Genomic DNA, 15,506 nt, shown 5'->3' with positions numbered 1-15,506 from the left:
GCGCTGAATCAGAAGCGATAGCTGACAGAAGTACCGAGCCCGCTGGCGCTGTTATTGTATTTGGCGCTGTACGAACCCTTGCCCGCCGAGATGTCGTTGATCTCGACGCTCTCTTCCCAGAGATAGGAATAGGCGACGTCGATGGTGACATTTTCCGCTGGGGTCCAACCGGCACCGAGGCTGAACACCTTGCGATCGCCCGTGGGAATGCGCGGCCCGCGATTGGTGTTGTTCGCCGGCGATTGATCAACCGAGAACCCGGTACGCAGCACCCATTGGTTGTTCAACCGGTACGCCGCGCCGATGGCGTGCGCCCAGGTGTCATGCCAGTTCTGCTCTTCGCTGATCGTGCCCAACTGGGCGGCGAGCAATGGCGGCAATCCACTGTTTTCGATGGTCAGCTCTTTGAAGCGACTCCAGCGCGTCCAGGTGCTGCCGGCATACAGCGTCCAGTCGTTGTTCAGTTGATGGGTGACCGAGAAGTCCACGGATTCAGGTGTGTCGACGTCAAGCGACGCGTCATAGCTGCGACCGCTTACGCCGAGCACGTTGAAGATGCCATCGCTGAGTTTGCTTTTCGCGTCGAGGTGGTAACTGACTTTTGAGTGATAGGTCAGGCCCAGGCGGGTCTGCTCGGTGGCCTGCACCATGACCCCGGCGTTGAAGCCCAGCGCGGTGTCGTCGCCGGTGCTTTTGACTTTGCCGTCGTTGCGCCCGGGGCTCAGCGGATTGGCGACCATCCCCGACAGCTCGCCGCTGATGCGGTTGATGGTTGGGCCGAAGCCGATCGACACCTTGTCGTTGAAGGCATAGCTGATGGTCGGCTGGAACGTCAGCGTGGTGACTTCGCTTTTGTTGGCGTAGTAGCGGCCGGCGAAACCACTGCCGTAGTCGGTGATCAAGCCAAACGGCACGTAAAACCCGACGCCGAACGCCCAATGCTCGTCGATCGGTTTGACGTAATAACCCATCGGCACCGTGGTGGTCGGCACCATGTCGCCGTCTTCCTTGCCGCCGAACGTGCTGCGGGTCTGGCTGATATCGGACTTCGCAAACAACGTCGCCTGCCCCACGCTGGCCTGCTCGCGCTTGAGCCGCGCCATGCCTGCCGGGTTGCCGAAAACGGTGCTGGCGTCTTCCGCCGAAGAAGAGCGACCGGCAAAACCCGATCCCATGCCGCTGACGCTTTGCTCATTGAGCGCAAAACCGCCCGCCAGAACGCTGGAGGACGCGAGAACGACAGCCAGCCCCACCGGGTGCTTGAGCATTGTTTTTTTCATTGTGTGGACTCTATGGGTGTCTCGGAAATGGAATGACCAAACTGCGACGCCATGTTATCCAAGTGACCATATCAGTCAACCGTCACTTCCAAAACAGCGAAAATGTTGTTGCGCCAGGAACAGGATTGGTTTGGGGCGACTGATCCGACTCCTCGGATCAGCAGAGCGTCAAGGCATCAAGCTGCGCAAGATGAGGTTCGAAGTCAGCGTGGGCGCCACTTCGATGAAGTCCAGGTTGTGTTGCAGCATCAGCGGATTGACGAAGGGCCGCAGGGCCAAGTGGATCGATTCGACGGTTTCATCCAGCGGCGTCCTGCGCTCGAACTCACCGGCCTCTCGCCCTTCACGGACAATGTCGGTGATAAAGCGCTTGATCTGCGCATCGTAACGCTGCGCACTCGGCCAGTTTTCGCCAGCGGCGAATGCGGCAATGTCGTAGAGCTTGCGGTCGTTGAAGAACAGGTTCACACCCGTGGCGATCACGGTTTTTACCAAACGACGGAAGCGCTCGGTCGGCGTCAGGTCTGCTTCATTGATCGCCTGCTCGACCGCCGCCACGATCTGCCCCAGACAGTTCGCGCAGATGGCTTCGCCTATCGCCTGCTTGGAATCGAAGAATTTATAGATGTACGCCTTGGAGAAACCGATGGCCTTGGCCAGATCGGACACCGTGGTTTTGGCATAGCCGTACTGGCTGAAATGCTCGTTGGCCGCCGCGACAATCTGATCACGAATGTCGTGATCGACGGGACCACGCGGGCCGGGGAAGGATGGGGAAACTGAAGTCTGATTCATGTCGGCAGCTTACTCACCCGCCCGCCGACTGACAACGTGTGACACATTTCAATACCACTATCCACCCACTGTGGGAGCGAGCCTGCTCGCGAAGACGCCCGCCCAATCGACGAAGAACCTCAGTCGAACCCTACCCCTCCAAACGCCTCGGATAGCAAAGCTTAATCCCTGTTCGCTCGGCCGAAGGATTGAGTATTGCCTCCGTGGACTTGCCTATGTCCATGATGTGCAAGACCTCCACGCCTCGGCTCAGCAGGTAATCGGCAACTATCCGACGATGGCAGCGCCACCAGACAGCCTCCGAGCACATGATCGCGCAGCGTCTGCTGTCGCTGAGCCGCAACAGTTGATTCAGCCCCTGTTCAAACTCGTCCGAAAAGGCGTAGTCCGCGTAGTTGTGGAAGCTGCGGTTGTCCCAGAATGCGTTGACCTCATCCGGCACGGTTTTCGATTTCTTGCGCAAGCCGCCGAGGCTGGCGATCTGGTAATGCTGGATGTCAGATTCGGCGAGCAGGTCTGGCAACACATCGAGGTTGTACTGCGGATTGGTCCGCGAGCGTGGCACGGTGCGGATGTCCACCACGGCGTTAACGCCGAAACTTTTCAGCATCTGGATGAAGACGTCGATTGGCCGGGTGGAATGGCCAATGGTGAAAATGACTGTGCTCATTGGCTGGGCTTGCTGATCGCGGAAAACTTCATGCGAGAGCAGCCGTGCAGCAACATCCCGACAATGAGCAACGCCCCCGCGCGCAACCACGTTTCCCAGCCTTGCTGACTGAGCAGCACCAGACACGAGACGATCGCAAGCACCGGGACAAAGGTCGGCACGCGGAAGTGATCTTCCTCAATCCTGTCGCGACGAAGGACGAGCACCGCCACATTGGTACTCAGAAACACGAACAACAACAGCAATACGACGGTCTCTGCCAGCGTTGCCAAAGTACCGGTGAGCGTCAGCGCAATCGCTACCAGGATGGTTGCGCCAATGGCAGCCCACGGGGTTTTTCGTCCAGGCAGCACCGCACCCAAAACACCCGGCAACAGCCCAAGGTTGGCCATGCCATAGGTCAATCGACTGGCCATGATCATGGTTAGCAGCGCACCGTTGGCGACAGCGATCAGCGCAATGAAGGAGAAGAGTGTCGGTGGAATTTGGAGGGTCGATGCGCGGACAACTTCGAGTAACGGCGCCGACGTGGCGACCAACTTCTCGGTAGGCAACACCGAAGAAGCTGCCACACCCACCGCCATGTAAACCACACCAGCCGTGAGCAAAGCCGCGAAAAGAGCACGCGGATAAACCTTGCGCACGTCCTTGATTTCCTCCGCCAGATTCGCCGAGGTTTCGAAGCCTACGAAAGAATAGAAGGCCAACAATGCCGCCCCCAGCACCGCCAGCATCGGACTGACGCCGGGCTTGAACGTGAGCGTCCGCCCCAGATCCGCCTCGCCTGTGCGGAAATACCAGACTGCAGCCACGATCACCAGAATCAACCCGGACAGTTCAATCACCGTCATCACCAGGTTTGCCCCAAGCGACTCCTTGATCCCCCGCGCATTGAGCAGGCCGATAGCCAGAAGAAAGACCAAGGCTGCAATCTGCGGCGATACGTCGACAAAGGCGTTGAGGTAATCACCGGCAAACGCCAGCGACAAACCCGCAGCGCTGGTGACCGCAGCCGCCAGCATGCAAAAACCGACCAGGAAGGAAATGAGCGGTGATTTGAACGCCTTTTCCGCGAACACCGAAGCCGCGCCGGCGTGGGGATATTTGGTCACCAGCTCTGCGTAGGAACCCGCCGTCAACATGGCGAAGAACAGCGCAATCAGCAGCGGCACCCAAATCGCGCCGCCCACCTCCCCTGCAATCGTTCCGGCGAGTGCGTAAACACCCGCGCCGAGTACATCGCCGAGAATGAACAGAAACAGCATCGGGAAAGTGATAGCCCGGCGCAGAGCAGGTTTATGAGTGGGAGCCGTCACGGTCATTCCTTGGTTCAGGTGGGTAGGAGCTGGAGGGTTGTCACCTCAAACAATTGAAATGGCGCCGAAAGCAAAGTTCAAAATGTGTGATAGGGCTTGTCGGCACGACGCTATAAACATTGCCAACTCGACACCTGTGGGAGCGAGCCTGCTCGCGAAGACCCCAGCCCGATCAACACAAAACCTCAGCCCAAACCAATTCCCTAAACACCCCGTTTAAAGCCGACATCCAGACTATTCCAGCAAGCTACAACGCCTTGCGCCATTGCCTACGACTACGCCAGAATCCGCCGGCTTGTGCGCCTCGGGCCGGGGTTCTATCGTTGGCCGGTCACTGAAAACAGTGATCGGGTTTGGTAGCCCGCTCTCCACATGGCGCATAACGTCATCGTATGCAGATGCTTTCGCATCGGTTTTATGGTGGCCATGCGCAGGGCGTTTTCGAGCGCGCCGGTTTTTCCATGTGGGCCGGTCTACCAACCTTCGTATGGCCACCACCCTTCGTTTGGTAGCGAGAGTGATGGCTCCCTTGGTCACATATGGAGCTTCACCATGTTCAAAGTCACGCCCAACCCGCCACAGTCAGACGCAACCTCCCCCTACGAATCCCTCGACTCAAACAAACTCCACGAAGCCGCCGACCGCGCCCTCGACCACTACCTCAAACCCACCGACACCCTCAAAACCACGCCCTACCAGACCAGCAGCATGTTCCTCGCCAACCCGAAAATCGCCACCGAAGAATTGCTGGTCAACGCCAGCGAATCGCTGGGCTCGGCCTCGGTAATGCTGAGTGATGTGATCGGGATGGTTGAAGGATCTGCGCGCAAGACACTGCAAGGTATCGCGCAGGTAGTGATGCTCGGCGAGCTCGCGGTTAATCAGGCGTTGGATAATGTCGTGCCGGTGGAGTAAACGAAGATGCCCTGTGACGGTTTACTAACCTCTCACAGGGTTTCCAATCTCCAGATCTGAAGGTAAAGAAATGAGCGAACAGAACAACCCATCGGCAAACCCGCGCGGACTGACAAAATATCTACGCATCGATGCAGCTCTTTTTATAGCAAGCATGCTGGGCGCTTTCACCCTTAGCGGTTTCGCTCACTTGGAAAAGTTTTATCTGACGCTTGATGTCCCCATCGAACGATTGAACATCAGCGCCCAGCAATACCTTTCCTATGGTGCTTCCGGGTTCGGATCTTTTCTCTCTGCTCTCTTGTTCACCATGGCTCTGGTCGGGATTGTTTCTCTCCTGATACTGCTTTTTGAAAAACGCAAACTGGACGCGCGCCAACCTGCCCCACCGTCAGAATGGGTAGTCGATGTGCGTGAACGAGCCGCAGAAAACCGCGGCATGTTTATCATTGTGGGTTCGATTTTCTTGCTCGCGTTTTTGTTGATGACCGCTTGGTATCTGTTGGTCCGAGTGCCTTCAAACGCGGGACGGGCAGCAGCGCTGGAACTGGCAACCACGTGCGAGGTGCGGCAGTTTAAGTACCAAAATCTGGACCAGTTCAGCGGATGCAAGATTTCAGAATCTGACGACATGCTTTATCTACTGAAACGAGTCAAGGTTGACGCGGCAGGCGTTGAATTTCAGACGTTCGAGCTACCGAAGACAGGGCTCAAAAGCATCACTGGCGAGGTGCAGAATTATAAATACAAGCGGTGAAGCTCGTAATCTATGCCGCTTCGTGTGGATCGCGTCCTTGGAGCCAAGCGCTTTGGCCCGCAGGGCAACCGTCGCCCAGTCATCCGCTCGGCACCTCGACTGCCGTGCGCAGCCGCCAGGCGTCTTTCGCTGGTGGCATACCGAACAAGCGGGCGTAGTCTCGGCTGAACTGCGAAGGACTTTCGTAACCGACTGTATATCCCGCCTCTGCGGCGTCGACCGCTTCGGTGACCATCAGCCGACGTGCTTCCTGTAGCCGCAACTGGTTACGAAACTCCAGCGGGCTCATCGAGGTGATCGCCTTGAAATGCGTGTGAAACGAAGAACGGCTCATGCCGGCGATTTCGACGAGTTGATCTATCCGACACGCTTCGTTGTAGTGGCTGCGCAACCAGTCAATGGCCTTGGCGATCTGGTTCAAGCGGCCGTCTGCTTGTGCCATCTGCCTGATGATGCTGTTGCCATTCTCGGTTAGAAGGCGATAAAGCATTTCGCGAATCACCAGCGGAGCGAGCGCTTCGATATCCCGTGGCCTGTCGAGCAGCCCGGCCAGCCGAACCGCAGCATCCAGCAGTTCTGGAGTCGTATCGTTGAGCGTAATGCCTGCCGGCGGTGCACTGACGCTCTCTTCTCTTAGCGGATGGCGCAGCACCAGTTCACTCAACACAGTGGTATCGAGATCCAGCGCCAGGCACAGATAAGGAACAGCCTCGCTCGCCTCGATGACCGAGCCCATCACCGGAAGGTTTACCGATGCAATCAGGTACTTGGCCGGGTCGTAAACATAGGCGGTAGTGCCCAGCATCGCTTGTTTCCGTCCCTGAGCCACTAGGCAGAGTGTCGGCTCGTACACCACCGGCATAGGCATCGTGGGCGAAGCCGAACGAATCAGGCTGACACCCGGAATCGCGGTGCTGTGAATGCCGTCATCCCGGACGTGACGACCAACGATATCGACAAGCTTTGAAAGGGAATTCAAACACAACTCCATAACGTGGGGATTCGGCGGTTGGGCATCTGGTATCGGATGATCAAGCAAGAAATCAGGACGATCCTGCAACAGCCCTCCTCCGCTCATAAGTCACACTTCAGATGAAGCCCAGAGAAACTGCCGTCCACACCCGCGCCGATTCTTTGCCAATGCCTCATATAGAACAACGGCGTCGGGGAACGCAACTAGCGGCTTACAGAAAACAACAACGGCCCATCCAACTCGACGGGGCTCATCGAACAGATTAAGGAGCACAGGAAATGACGCTTGTTCAACGCCTCTCTACAGCGCTAGCACTAGTCTTCACCACACTCATCGCAGGGCCGGCGCCCGCCGTGGCCAGCGAACCAACTACGGAACGCAATCGCCAATTCGTTGCGCAAGCGTTCAACCAGTGGGCTCAGGGCGGCCGGACGTTCTTCACAGATGTGCTGGCTCCCGATGTGATCTGGACAATCAAGGGGACGAGCCCTTCGGCGGGTACTTATCGCGGCCGAGATGACTTCCTGAAACGCGCAGTCCAACCCTTCGCAAAACGGCTCGCCTCGCCCGTTCGCCCGACGGTGACGGATATCTGGGCTGAAGGCGATGACATCGTTGTCCACTGGGACGGCACCGCCACCGCAGCCGACGGCGCGCCTTATCGCAACAGCTACGTATGGATCATGCGCATGCAAAACTCGCAGGCAGCCGAAGTCACTGCCTTTCTCGACCTGGTGCCTTACGATGACGTTATCAGGCGGATTCCCCTTAAAGCTGGCGATGTGGAATAGATAAGCCCGCCAGGATCGCCTGAAGGATCTGCTTGCAAGAAGCTGCAAGATATACGGAGGGGCCAGCTACCGAATGTCGGGTTTCGGCCAATAGCCGCCATCCATGAGAGGCTACTTGCGTCTCAATGAGTTACGGCTCTTTGCTTGGGGAAGAACGCACTGTTATCTCACCGTAGTCATGGACTGATGTAGATACTTCGTAGCGTTTTCCATGCAGCGCTGTCAGATAAAAAGCTTTTAACGACTGGCTCTGGGTCGGCTCAAAATCTTCGCGTATAGGGTAGCCTTTAGGGTTGCGTTTACGCTTTAGCCACAGAGAAAAGAAATAGAATGCCGAGATCACTGGTATGAGTATGCCTAGGTATAGCATCGCTGATAGAGTTTTTGGTAGTTTGTCAGGCTGATGAAAAACTTCTGCCAATGTGTAGTCCTCGTATATCCACCATAATGCAAAAAAGAGGCAGAACGGGCTACTAACGATCATCGCGAACGCAATCAAAGCAGTTAGTCTTTCATAAATAGTAGCCTTGGAATCATCAGTGGTTATAGCAAAATCTGAATGCTGTCCGAACACACGGCCAGTCCCTTTTATTACTGCTCTGGGATTGCCAGCCGTGTAAAAACCGATTTGCACCCATTCGTCTTGATTCAAACAGTCAAAACCAATTTGATATCTGTTCTGATCTACTAAATTGATGGAAAAATCCATCGCCTGATGAGGTTTAGTCACACGGGGTGGCCCAATAACTTTGATATCGTCACCCAAGTCAATCGTGATAGGTGCACTGGGTGAAATTTCATCGCCCCGCACTGCTTCTCGACCTCTATTCCACACGCGCACAACGATAAAGTAAACGTTGTCCAGCGGCTCACCAGCGAGATCGACAATCCGAAAAGGACAATATTCAGTGGCCTCTGCAACGATCTGGCGCCCTAAGACTTCCAATACCAAGTCTTTCTTTTTCTCGGTTTGTTTGGCGGCGATAAGACTGAGCAAATATCCGAGAACTCCCCCTAGCCCCAGCAAAATCAAGTCCTTCGTATCAAGAAGGGTTATTGACTCTAAGATTTCTTGCATTTTTATCCTAAAAAAACATCGTATTTAAAATGGTGAGTCTTGATTAAAGCCGCGATGAGGCACTTTTATTCGAGTAGAGACTGTGCTCGGATCATCGGATCGCTCCAAAATCTGTAGGCATAATAAACGACAGCTCTTGGCCGAAAGCAGCCATCGAACTGTGCCCTACTTTTGACCGAAGCAGAGCTATAGCTATAGCTATTCGAGATCCAGAGTCAACTCTAGGCTCCTGATCCACTCCTCAGGTGCGGAATATCTTGCGTAATAAGCAGTTCTTTCTGCTGGACTTAGCGATGAAAAAAACGGAAAGAAATAGTTGTCGTTGTAAAAACCTTGTGCCCCCTGCATGTCACCTCCCCACCAAGACGCCTCGTATCCATCGAAGACCAACCACGGAGGAGGAGCCGCAATTTTTGTTTCGCTTAACCGGGACAATAGCTGAGAACTGTTGGTGACCAGCCGAATCGTAGCGCTATTGAATTCTTTATATGAAATAGACAATATAAGCTGCTCACCACTCAGTCGATGCTGAAAGCGAGTTACGACCAATCCATTGAACACTCTTTCATTGACGGGTGAGAACCGTTCGTTAATAAGGTTTTCAACACCAGCCACCTCAGCTTTGTCGATGACAAAACTTGAGTAATAGGCTTGTATTCCTGCAGGAGTCAACGCTGAGTAAACAGGGTAATTTCGATGCCCTGCTACAGCCTCAGTGATCGTGATTCCAAATATAGATTTTAACTCTACAACCGAATAACCAACGATTTGCTCCTCAGGGGTAGTCTTGAACACCTTCTTCATACGACCTAGCCAGCTCATATACTTTTTCACTCTTGTAAGTAGTCAGCGAGCCAGGTCGCGCCCAGGTACCCTGCAGTGCCAAATATTATTCCACCGATTGCACCACTTACAAATGCACCAGGTCCGGTTTCTATACCAACCGCAGCACCTGCAACGAACCCTATCCTTGCACCGGCCATCGCGCCTCCCCAGCCGCCTGCTTGTTTCACCACTTCGACAGAAATAGGTTTAACGCTTTTCTGCTTAATTGATTCTTCTGTGGCTAATTTTAGGTCATACGCAGTAAATCCAATGGCGAAAACCCTTACGACTCTTGCACCCTTCATGAGCGTATTGGTCACTTGATAAGACCTTGGTGTGAAAATCGCATTAGCTGGTACTTTTTCTGCTTTCACCAGTACTTCTTTGTCGATATCTCTCACCCAGCTAGCAATCTGGTCGATTCTCGCCGAGTTCTTCGGAGCTACTTTTTTATAGTCTTCTAACGACTTAAGGATTTCCTCCGTCGTAACTAACTTTGCTCCAGCCGCCTTCGCTTTCTCAATGTCGATATAGACAACTTTTCCGTCGAACCTTGGAGAGCCACCGGGAAACTCGGAGCTTGTTGAAAGATAGCTTGATGGATATTTCCTGCTGCTGAATACGTGTTCTGCTACGGTGGCATTTGAGTTCGGAGCGACGGGGCGCATACCATATTTTTCGGGCCAGACTTCGTGTTTCATCTGGAATTCCGGTAAATTTTTTGCAACAAGATGAGGATTGTCCGGAGACGAGTAAATTTTTCTAACTAAAAATCCATCCTTTCCGATTTCATCGACTGCGACGAAAAGATGAATATTCGCCGGCATCGCATAGCCAGGTACGTTACTTACCGAGCCGGCTTCCTTGTTTGTGGGTACTTTGCAAGAAAACTCCGTCATGCTTCACCCCACTTTTCAAGGGCCGCAACTCCTGTAGTAATTTCCAGAGTTTCTTGTTTGCTCGTAGCAATTCTCGGAGTACGTCCTGACTCATCTGAAAACCCGGTATAGACCATTCCTGACTCATCTTTGATGTGGTAGGGAACGTTAGCTAATGGCTGACCATCAGTACCAACGATACGAAACTGCTCATCGAAGACCAGTGCCCAAAGCGGCATTGCGGAAGGAGGTGTGAAATCCGCTGGAGTATGCGAGTTACCAATTATTACGGTACTGGAGCCAGCGATGACGTTATTCCCATGGGCGCCAGTGCTACCAACGGTTGCTGCAGGTAATCCATTGATGAGCACCGTCGACGCTACATCTCCGACGATAGGGCTGCCACATGCGCTCTTATCAGTTTGCCGAGCGGCAGCTAACCCATCGAAGAAAACGTCTGGAGACCCAGAGGCAATTGGATTAACGCCATGACCAGGCAGAGGGCAAGAAGTAGGATCGGTAACGCGAGCGGCAGGTTTGCCTGACATCTTTAACATCCTTGTAAAATTAGAATCAGCGGAATTCTGGCATAAAAGAAGGGTCGCCAACCATATGTACCCCAGATTGGGGCATTGGGGGTGATGCAGAGTTCGATTGAGGGGTGATTGGCCTTACGAAACGATGCTAAAGACACCTGAACTCTCCGCAATCTGCTGTTCAGCACGCAAAAAATCCACAAACGCCCTCAGCGGCGAAGGCATATGACGGCGTCCGTGGTAGTAAACAAACGGCCCGTCGAAGGCCTGCCACCAGTCCTCGAGTATCGGCACCAGTCGCCCATCGGAGAGTGGCTCGCGCAGGAAGTCCTCGAAGGTATAGACGATGCCCAGCCCATTGATGGCCGAGCGAATTTTCAGATCGTGCGACGACGTCAGCAGTTGCCCCTGAGGCGGGATACGCACGATACGGCCGTCTCGATGGAATTCGAATACGCCGACTTTGCCACTCTCAAACCGATGGCCAAGCAAGTCATGGCCCGGCAGTTGTTCGGGGTGAGTGGGCGTACCGCGTTCAGCCAGATAGCCCGGGGCGGCGGCCGCTACGAAGCGTTGGCGACGCGGGCCGATGGGCACGGCGATCATGTCCTTGGCGAGGCTCTCTTCATAGCGCACGCCGGCGTCATACCCGCCAGCGTTGACGTCGACAAAGGTGTTGTCCATGACGACTTCGACACTGACTCCTGGATAAAGGCGCAGAAAACGCGCCAGCAGGTCGGGCAACAGAAAACGTGCCACCGGGACTGGCACATTGAGTTTGAGCGTGCCGACCGGGCGCTGAGCGTCGTCGTCCAGATCGTTGAAAGCGGCGTCGATTTCTTGCAAAGCCGGGCGCAGGCGCTCGAGCAATCGTTCGCCGGCCGCCGTCGGCGTGACGCTGCGCGTGGTTCGATTGAGCAGGCGCACGCCCAGATCGCTTTCCAGCCGACGCATGCAATCGCTCAGCGACGAGGCGGACAAACCGCGCTTTTGCGCGGCAGCACGAAATCCCCCCGCCTCGACCACCGCAGCAAATATCGACACATCGGTAAGGTTTGGTTTACGCATGGACGCTTCCTCCGCAAGCGGCTGACTGTACGCCATACCGTACGGGCCATCCACCAATGCCCGACTTATCCTCGCGCATTCGTACACCGATACTGCTCACTCGCCCCCGCCAACCGGGAACCTGTCACGCGAATGAGAATCCCCCGATGAGCCATTCACCCGCTACGCCGAGCAATACCGCGACCCAACGCCTCCTCAATGCCGCCCGGATGCTGTTCGCCATTTCCGCGATGGCCGGCACACTGGCTGCGCAGGCGAATCCTCGAACGGAGCCGAAGCCGGACTGGTCAACCCACGACATGCCCAGCCAGAAAGGCCGCATCGTGCTGGTTACCGGAGGGACCAGCGGCATGGGCTATGAAGACGCGCTGGCCCTGACGCGCGCCAGTGCCGAGGTGATCATCGCCGCACGCAACGCCGAGCGCGGCCGCGAAGCGATCACGAAGATCAAGCAAGCCGTGCCCGAGGCGCGCCTGCAATTCGAAACGCTGGACCTTGCCAATCTGCAATCGGTGCGCGATCTCGCCAACCGTCTGCAAGGTCGCCTGCCGAGGCTCGACGTGCTGATTAACAATGCTGCGATCATGTCGCCGCCTGTTCGAGGCGTTTCGGTCGATGGCTACGAGATGCAACTGGCGACCAATTACTTGGGGCATTTCGCCTTGACCGGCCTGCTGATGCCTCTGCTACGCAAAAGCGACGATGGTCGGGTGGTCAGCCTGTCGAGCATCGCCGCCGGGCGCGCAAGCCTGAACTTCGATGACCTGCAGGCTGAGCGCAGTTACGACCCTTTCGCCAGCTACAGCCAATCGAAACTGGCGGTTCTGAAGTGGAGTATCGAGCTGCAGCAGCGCAGCGATGCCGCCGGTTGGGGGATACGCAGCATCGCCGCGCACCCCGGCGTTGCCGTGACCGAGCTCGTCGCCCGGGGGCCTGGCCTGGACAGTGAATTCGGCAAACAATGGGCGGTAGAGCGGGACATGTATCATTCCGCAGCGCAGGGCGCGCTGCCCACGCTGTATGCGGCGACGGCGCTGGAGGCGGTTGGCGGCGCCTACTACGGCCCAACCGGTGATAACGAAAAGCGCGGGCCGCTGGGCTTCGCCAAGATGCCGCCGGCCGCTGCCGATCGCTCGAATTCGGCCACACTGTGGCAACTCTCCGAGCGACTGACCGGCGTCACCTACCGCTGACCGCCCGGCACGGGCAGGCCCCGTGCCGTTGCCCCGCCACTCCCACAGGAGCGCAACATGGATACGTCTCTTCTCGCACACCGCGCCGGCGCCATCATCAATGCCGAGGCTCACGAGCTGCGCCCTGCGCTCAACGGTTTTCTGCTGTTCGTTTGCCTGTTCGCCGGCTATTTCATGCTCCGTCCGATCCGCGAATCGATGGGCATCACTGCCGGCGTCGAGAACTTGCAGTGGCTGTTCACCGCGACCTTCCTGGTAATGCTGGCGGCCGTTCCGCTGTTCGCCTGGCTCAGCGCACGCGTGCCGCGCCTGCATTTCGTGGACTGGGTGTACGGATTCTTCTGCACCAATCTGCTGTTGTTCGCCGTCTTGTTCCTGGGCGAGGAAAGCCCGTGGCTGGCGCGCGTGTTTTATGTATGGATATCGGTCTACAACCTGTTTGTCGTATCGGTCGCCTGGAGCCTGATGGCCGATGTATTCGACAGTGCCCAGGCCAAACGTCTATTCGCTTTCATCGCGGCGGGCGCCAGCGTCGGCGGCTTGAGTGGACCTGCGCTGAGCGCCTTGCTGATCGGTCCGCTGGGCGAGTCCGGCCTGATGCTGCTGGCCGCTGTTCTGCTCGCCGCTGCGATGTGGTTCAAGCGCCAGCTGATGCGCTGGCGTGAACGGGGTGGCGCAGGACGCCCCGATGCCGCGCCGAGCGAAAGCCCTCGCAGGCCGTTGCCGGGCAATCCGTTCAGCGGTATGACCGCCGTTCTGAAATCACCCTATCTGCTCGGCATTTGCGGCTTTGTGGTGCTGCTGGCGACAGTCTCCACCTTCCTTTACTTCGAGCAGGCACGCGTCGTCGCCGAACACTTCCCGGACCGCGCGGCGCAGGTGCGCGTGTTCGGCATCATCGACTTTGTCGTGCAGGCGGGCGCCCTGCTCTGCCAGTTGTTCATCACTGGGCGCCTCGCCCAAAGGCTCGGCGTCGGCGTGCTGTTGGCCATGGTGCCGCTGGTCATGTGCGCGGGGTTTATCGGGCTGATCTTCGCGCCCGGCTTTGGCCTGATCGCCGCGCTGATGATCGTGCGCCGCATCGGTGAGTACGCCTTCGTGCGCCCAGGTCGGGAAATGCTGTTTGCCCCGCTCGATGCCGAAAGCAAGTACAAGGCAAAGAACTTCATCGACACCGTGGTCTACCGCGCCGGCGACGCCATCAGTGCCTGGGCGAAAAGCGCGCTGGACGCCCTCAGCCAGGGAGCAGGCATGGCAGCGCTGGTCGGCGCGTTGTGTGCACTGCTGTGGGGGCTGCTGGGATGGCGGCTCGGCGAGCGGGCGGACCGCCGAGCCAGGTTGTCGGCAGCGCGGCAAACCCCAGCGTAGCGAGGTCGAATCGAGATACGAGGGTTTATCTCCAAAGCATCCGACGGGCCAGTCTTTGCAGACCGACTGACGGCTGACCGCCCCACTAGGGAACTGCCGGTGCCAGGCATCGTCCGAGCTTAAGCGTTTAAGCAAACAGCTCGTCGCGAGGTTTCCGTTTGAAAGCTGCCATCGTCAAAAAATACCGTCTGATCATCAAGACCCTCGGCTACGTGGGCTGGTCGTTGTTCTGGCTGCTGCTCTGGGATATCGCCGTCACCGTCGACTTCATGCTGTTTCTCAACGCCAAGCTGAATCTGCCGCTGATGCCGCTGACGTTGCTCGGTTCGGCGTTGATCGTGTTGATCAGTTTTCGCAACAGCAGCGCTTACAACCGCTGGTGGGAAGCGCGGACGCTGTGGGGGTCGATGATCAACAATTCCCGCAGCTTCGCCCGGCAGGTGCTGACGCTGCTGGACGACGCCGGTGGCGAGGTTAACCCGGTCAAATCGACGCTGTTGCGCCGCCACGTCGCCTACGTGAATTGCCTCGCCGCGCACCTGCAAGGTCAGCCGTGTCCCGACGAGGTGCGGGCGTTTATTCCCGCCGAAGAATTCGCCCGCAGTGGCACAACCAATAACTTTGCCAACGATATCCTCACCGGCTCGGCGACTTTGCTCGCTCGCGAATACAAGGCCGGGCATCTGGACAGTATTCGTCTGGCGCGGCTTGAGTCGACGCTGGTGGACTTGTCCAACAGCCAAGGCGGCATGGAGCGGATCGCCAATACCCCGCTGCCCTACCCTTACGTGTATTTTCCACGGCTGTTCATTTCGCTGTTCTGCCTGATCGTACCGATAGGACTGGTCGAATCCCTCGGCTGGTTCACGCCGCTGGCGTCGACCGTGGTGGGATTCATGCTGCTGGCCATCGAGCGCATCGGCACTGATCTGCAAAGCCCGTTTCGCCACAGCGAACACCAGATTCAAATGGAAGCGCTGTGCGAAACCATCGAAAAGAATTTGCAATCGATGCAGCGTGATTCGTTGGGGGATGTGCGCAGGGTTGAGGAGCCCGCTTGAGG

At 56.7% G+C, this 15,506-nt stretch carries 16 protein-coding genes; 6 read left to right on the top strand and 10 right to left on the bottom strand.

Features of this window, described 5'->3' with window-relative positions; all coding sequences use genetic code 11:
- Window positions 1-8: 8 nt before the first annotated feature.
- The 4 genes from ACZ0AZ_RS20820 to ACZ0AZ_RS20805 all read right to left on the bottom strand — a co-directional run bounded on the left by ACZ0AZ_RS20820 (window position 9) and on the right by ACZ0AZ_RS20805 (window position 4,067).
- Entirely contained in the window at window positions 9-1,280 is a 1,272-nt protein-coding gene (locus ACZ0AZ_RS20820; protein WP_463538037.1) for an OmpP1/FadL family transporter, read from the bottom strand.
- Window positions 1,281-1,448: 168 nt separating this feature from the next.
- Window positions 1,449-2,075 carry a TetR/AcrR family transcriptional regulator gene (locus tag ACZ0AZ_RS20815; RefSeq protein ID WP_039758841.1) on the bottom strand — a complete coding sequence of 209 codons (627 nt, stop codon included), beginning with the start codon at window positions 2,073-2,075 and terminating at the stop codon, window positions 1,449-1,451.
- Between the two features lie 130 nt (window positions 2,076-2,205).
- Window positions 2,206-2,745: a DUF488 domain-containing protein gene (locus tag ACZ0AZ_RS20810; protein WP_463538036.1), complete on the bottom strand. Its 540-nt coding sequence runs from the start codon at window positions 2,743-2,745 to the stop codon at window positions 2,206-2,208.
- A complete protein-coding gene (locus tag ACZ0AZ_RS20805; protein WP_463538035.1) occupies window positions 2,742-4,067 on the bottom strand; it encodes an APC family permease in 1,326 nt (441 codons plus the stop codon). Before ACZ0AZ_RS20805 ends, ACZ0AZ_RS20810 begins: the two co-directional genes overlap by 4 nt.
- A 546-nt stretch (window positions 4,068-4,613) precedes the next feature.
- Here ACZ0AZ_RS20805 and ACZ0AZ_RS20800 point away from each other — a divergent pair.
- Both ACZ0AZ_RS20800 and ACZ0AZ_RS20795 read left to right on the top strand, forming a co-directional pair.
- Window positions 4,614-4,976, top strand: coding sequence for a DUF6124 family protein (locus ACZ0AZ_RS20800; RefSeq protein WP_463538034.1), 363 nt, complete (start codon window positions 4,614-4,616; stop codon window positions 4,974-4,976).
- A gap of 70 nt (window positions 4,977-5,046) precedes the next feature.
- A complete protein-coding gene (locus ACZ0AZ_RS20795; RefSeq protein ID WP_463538033.1) occupies window positions 5,047-5,733 on the top strand; it encodes a hypothetical protein in 687 nt (228 codons plus the stop codon).
- 79 nt (window positions 5,734-5,812) lie between these two features.
- Here ACZ0AZ_RS20795 and ACZ0AZ_RS20790 read toward each other — a convergent pair whose 3' ends face one another.
- On the bottom strand, window positions 5,813-6,793 hold the full coding sequence (locus ACZ0AZ_RS20790; RefSeq protein WP_463538032.1) for an AraC family transcriptional regulator: 981 nt from the start codon (window positions 6,791-6,793) through the stop codon (window positions 5,813-5,815).
- 191 nt (window positions 6,794-6,984) lie between these two features.
- On the opposite strand from ACZ0AZ_RS20790, the gene ACZ0AZ_RS20785 reads away from it, so the two are divergent.
- Entirely contained in the window at window positions 6,985-7,497 is a 513-nt protein-coding gene (locus ACZ0AZ_RS20785; protein ID WP_463538031.1) for a nuclear transport factor 2 family protein, read from the top strand.
- Between the two features lie 130 nt (window positions 7,498-7,627).
- Here ACZ0AZ_RS20785 and ACZ0AZ_RS20780 read toward each other — a convergent pair whose 3' ends face one another.
- From ACZ0AZ_RS20780 to ACZ0AZ_RS20760, 5 genes are all read right to left on the bottom strand, one after another.
- Entirely contained in the window at window positions 7,628-8,575 is a 948-nt protein-coding gene (locus tag ACZ0AZ_RS20780) for a hypothetical protein (protein WP_039758851.1), read from the bottom strand.
- Between the two features lie 198 nt (window positions 8,576-8,773).
- A complete protein-coding gene (locus ACZ0AZ_RS20775; protein ID WP_129998504.1) occupies window positions 8,774-9,379 on the bottom strand; it encodes a hypothetical protein in 606 nt (201 codons plus the stop codon).
- Between the two features lie 26 nt (window positions 9,380-9,405).
- Window positions 9,406-10,299: a hypothetical protein gene (locus ACZ0AZ_RS20770; protein WP_039758853.1), complete on the bottom strand. Its 894-nt coding sequence runs from the start codon at window positions 10,297-10,299 to the stop codon at window positions 9,406-9,408.
- Window positions 10,296-10,826, bottom strand: a complete 531-nt coding sequence (locus tag ACZ0AZ_RS20765) for a PAAR domain-containing protein (RefSeq protein WP_227974323.1) — start codon at window positions 10,824-10,826, stop codon at window positions 10,296-10,298. The genes ACZ0AZ_RS20770 and ACZ0AZ_RS20765 overlap by 4 nt, the downstream gene beginning before the upstream one ends.
- 123 nt (window positions 10,827-10,949) lie before the next feature.
- The gene (locus ACZ0AZ_RS20760; protein WP_463570708.1) at window positions 10,950-11,882 is read right to left on the bottom strand and encodes a LysR family transcriptional regulator; all 933 of its coding nucleotides are present in this window, start codon (window positions 11,880-11,882) and stop codon (window positions 10,950-10,952) included.
- A 146-nt stretch (window positions 11,883-12,028) separates the two neighbouring features.
- Here ACZ0AZ_RS20760 and ACZ0AZ_RS20755 point away from each other — a divergent pair, with 146 nt between their 5' ends.
- The 3 genes from ACZ0AZ_RS20755 to ACZ0AZ_RS20745 all read left to right on the top strand — a co-directional run bounded on the left by ACZ0AZ_RS20755 (window position 12,029) and on the right by ACZ0AZ_RS20745 (window position 15,504).
- Window positions 12,029-13,075, top strand: coding sequence for an SDR family oxidoreductase (locus ACZ0AZ_RS20755; protein ID WP_463538030.1), 1,047 nt, complete (start codon window positions 12,029-12,031; stop codon window positions 13,073-13,075).
- Between the two features lie 57 nt (window positions 13,076-13,132).
- Window positions 13,133-14,443 carry an NTP/NDP exchange transporter gene (locus ACZ0AZ_RS20750; protein WP_463538029.1) on the top strand — a complete coding sequence of 437 codons (1,311 nt, stop codon included), beginning with the start codon at window positions 13,133-13,135 and terminating at the stop codon, window positions 14,441-14,443.
- 158 nt (window positions 14,444-14,601) lie between these two features.
- The gene (locus ACZ0AZ_RS20745; RefSeq protein WP_024012629.1) at window positions 14,602-15,504 is read left to right on the top strand and encodes a bestrophin family protein; all 903 of its coding nucleotides are present in this window, start codon (window positions 14,602-14,604) and stop codon (window positions 15,502-15,504) included.
- Window positions 15,505-15,506: the final 2 nt, after the last annotated feature.

This window comes from Pseudomonas sp. AC239 (assembly GCF_979258545.1).
This window is presented reverse-complemented; position numbering and strand designations above follow the sequence as displayed.

Excerpts from the sequence above, each read along its gene's own strand:
- ACZ0AZ_RS20755 (WP_463538030.1), top strand. The coding sequence starts at position 12,029 with ATGAGCCATTCACCCGCTACGCCGAGCAATACCGCGACCCAACGCCTC.
- ACZ0AZ_RS20795 (WP_463538033.1), top strand. The coding sequence starts at position 5,047 with ATGAGCGAACAGAACAACCCATCGGCAAACCCGCGCGGACTGACAAAA.
- ACZ0AZ_RS20785 (WP_463538031.1), top strand. The coding sequence starts at position 6,985 with ATGACGCTTGTTCAACGCCTCTCTACAGCGCTAGCACTAGTCTTCACC.
- ACZ0AZ_RS20760 (WP_463570708.1), bottom strand. The coding sequence starts at position 11,882 with ATGCGTAAACCAAACCTTACCGATGTGTCGATATTTGCTGCGGTGGTC.
- ACZ0AZ_RS20805 (WP_463538035.1), bottom strand. The coding sequence starts at position 4,067 with ATGACCGTGACGGCTCCCACTCATAAACCTGCTCTGCGCCGGGCTATC.
- ACZ0AZ_RS20815 (WP_039758841.1), bottom strand. The coding sequence starts at position 2,075 with ATGAATCAGACTTCAGTTTCCCCATCCTTCCCCGGCCCGCGTGGTCCC.
- ACZ0AZ_RS20775 (WP_129998504.1), bottom strand. The coding sequence starts at position 9,379 with ATGAAGAAGGTGTTCAAGACTACCCCTGAGGAGCAAATCGTTGGTTAT.
- ACZ0AZ_RS20765 (WP_227974323.1), bottom strand. The coding sequence starts at position 10,826 with ATGTCAGGCAAACCTGCCGCTCGCGTTACCGATCCTACTTCTTGCCCT.
- ACZ0AZ_RS20780 (WP_039758851.1), bottom strand. The coding sequence starts at position 8,575 with ATGCAAGAAATCTTAGAGTCAATAACCCTTCTTGATACGAAGGACTTG.
- ACZ0AZ_RS20770 (WP_039758853.1), bottom strand. The coding sequence starts at position 10,299 with ATGACGGAGTTTTCTTGCAAAGTACCCACAAACAAGGAAGCCGGCTCG.
- ACZ0AZ_RS20820 (WP_463538037.1), bottom strand. The coding sequence starts at position 1,280 with ATGAAAAAAACAATGCTCAAGCACCCGGTGGGGCTGGCTGTCGTTCTC.
- ACZ0AZ_RS20800 (WP_463538034.1), top strand. The coding sequence starts at position 4,614 with ATGTTCAAAGTCACGCCCAACCCGCCACAGTCAGACGCAACCTCCCCC.
- ACZ0AZ_RS20750 (WP_463538029.1), top strand. The coding sequence starts at position 13,133 with ATGGATACGTCTCTTCTCGCACACCGCGCCGGCGCCATCATCAATGCC.
- ACZ0AZ_RS20810 (WP_463538036.1), bottom strand. The coding sequence starts at position 2,745 with ATGAGCACAGTCATTTTCACCATTGGCCATTCCACCCGGCCAATCGAC.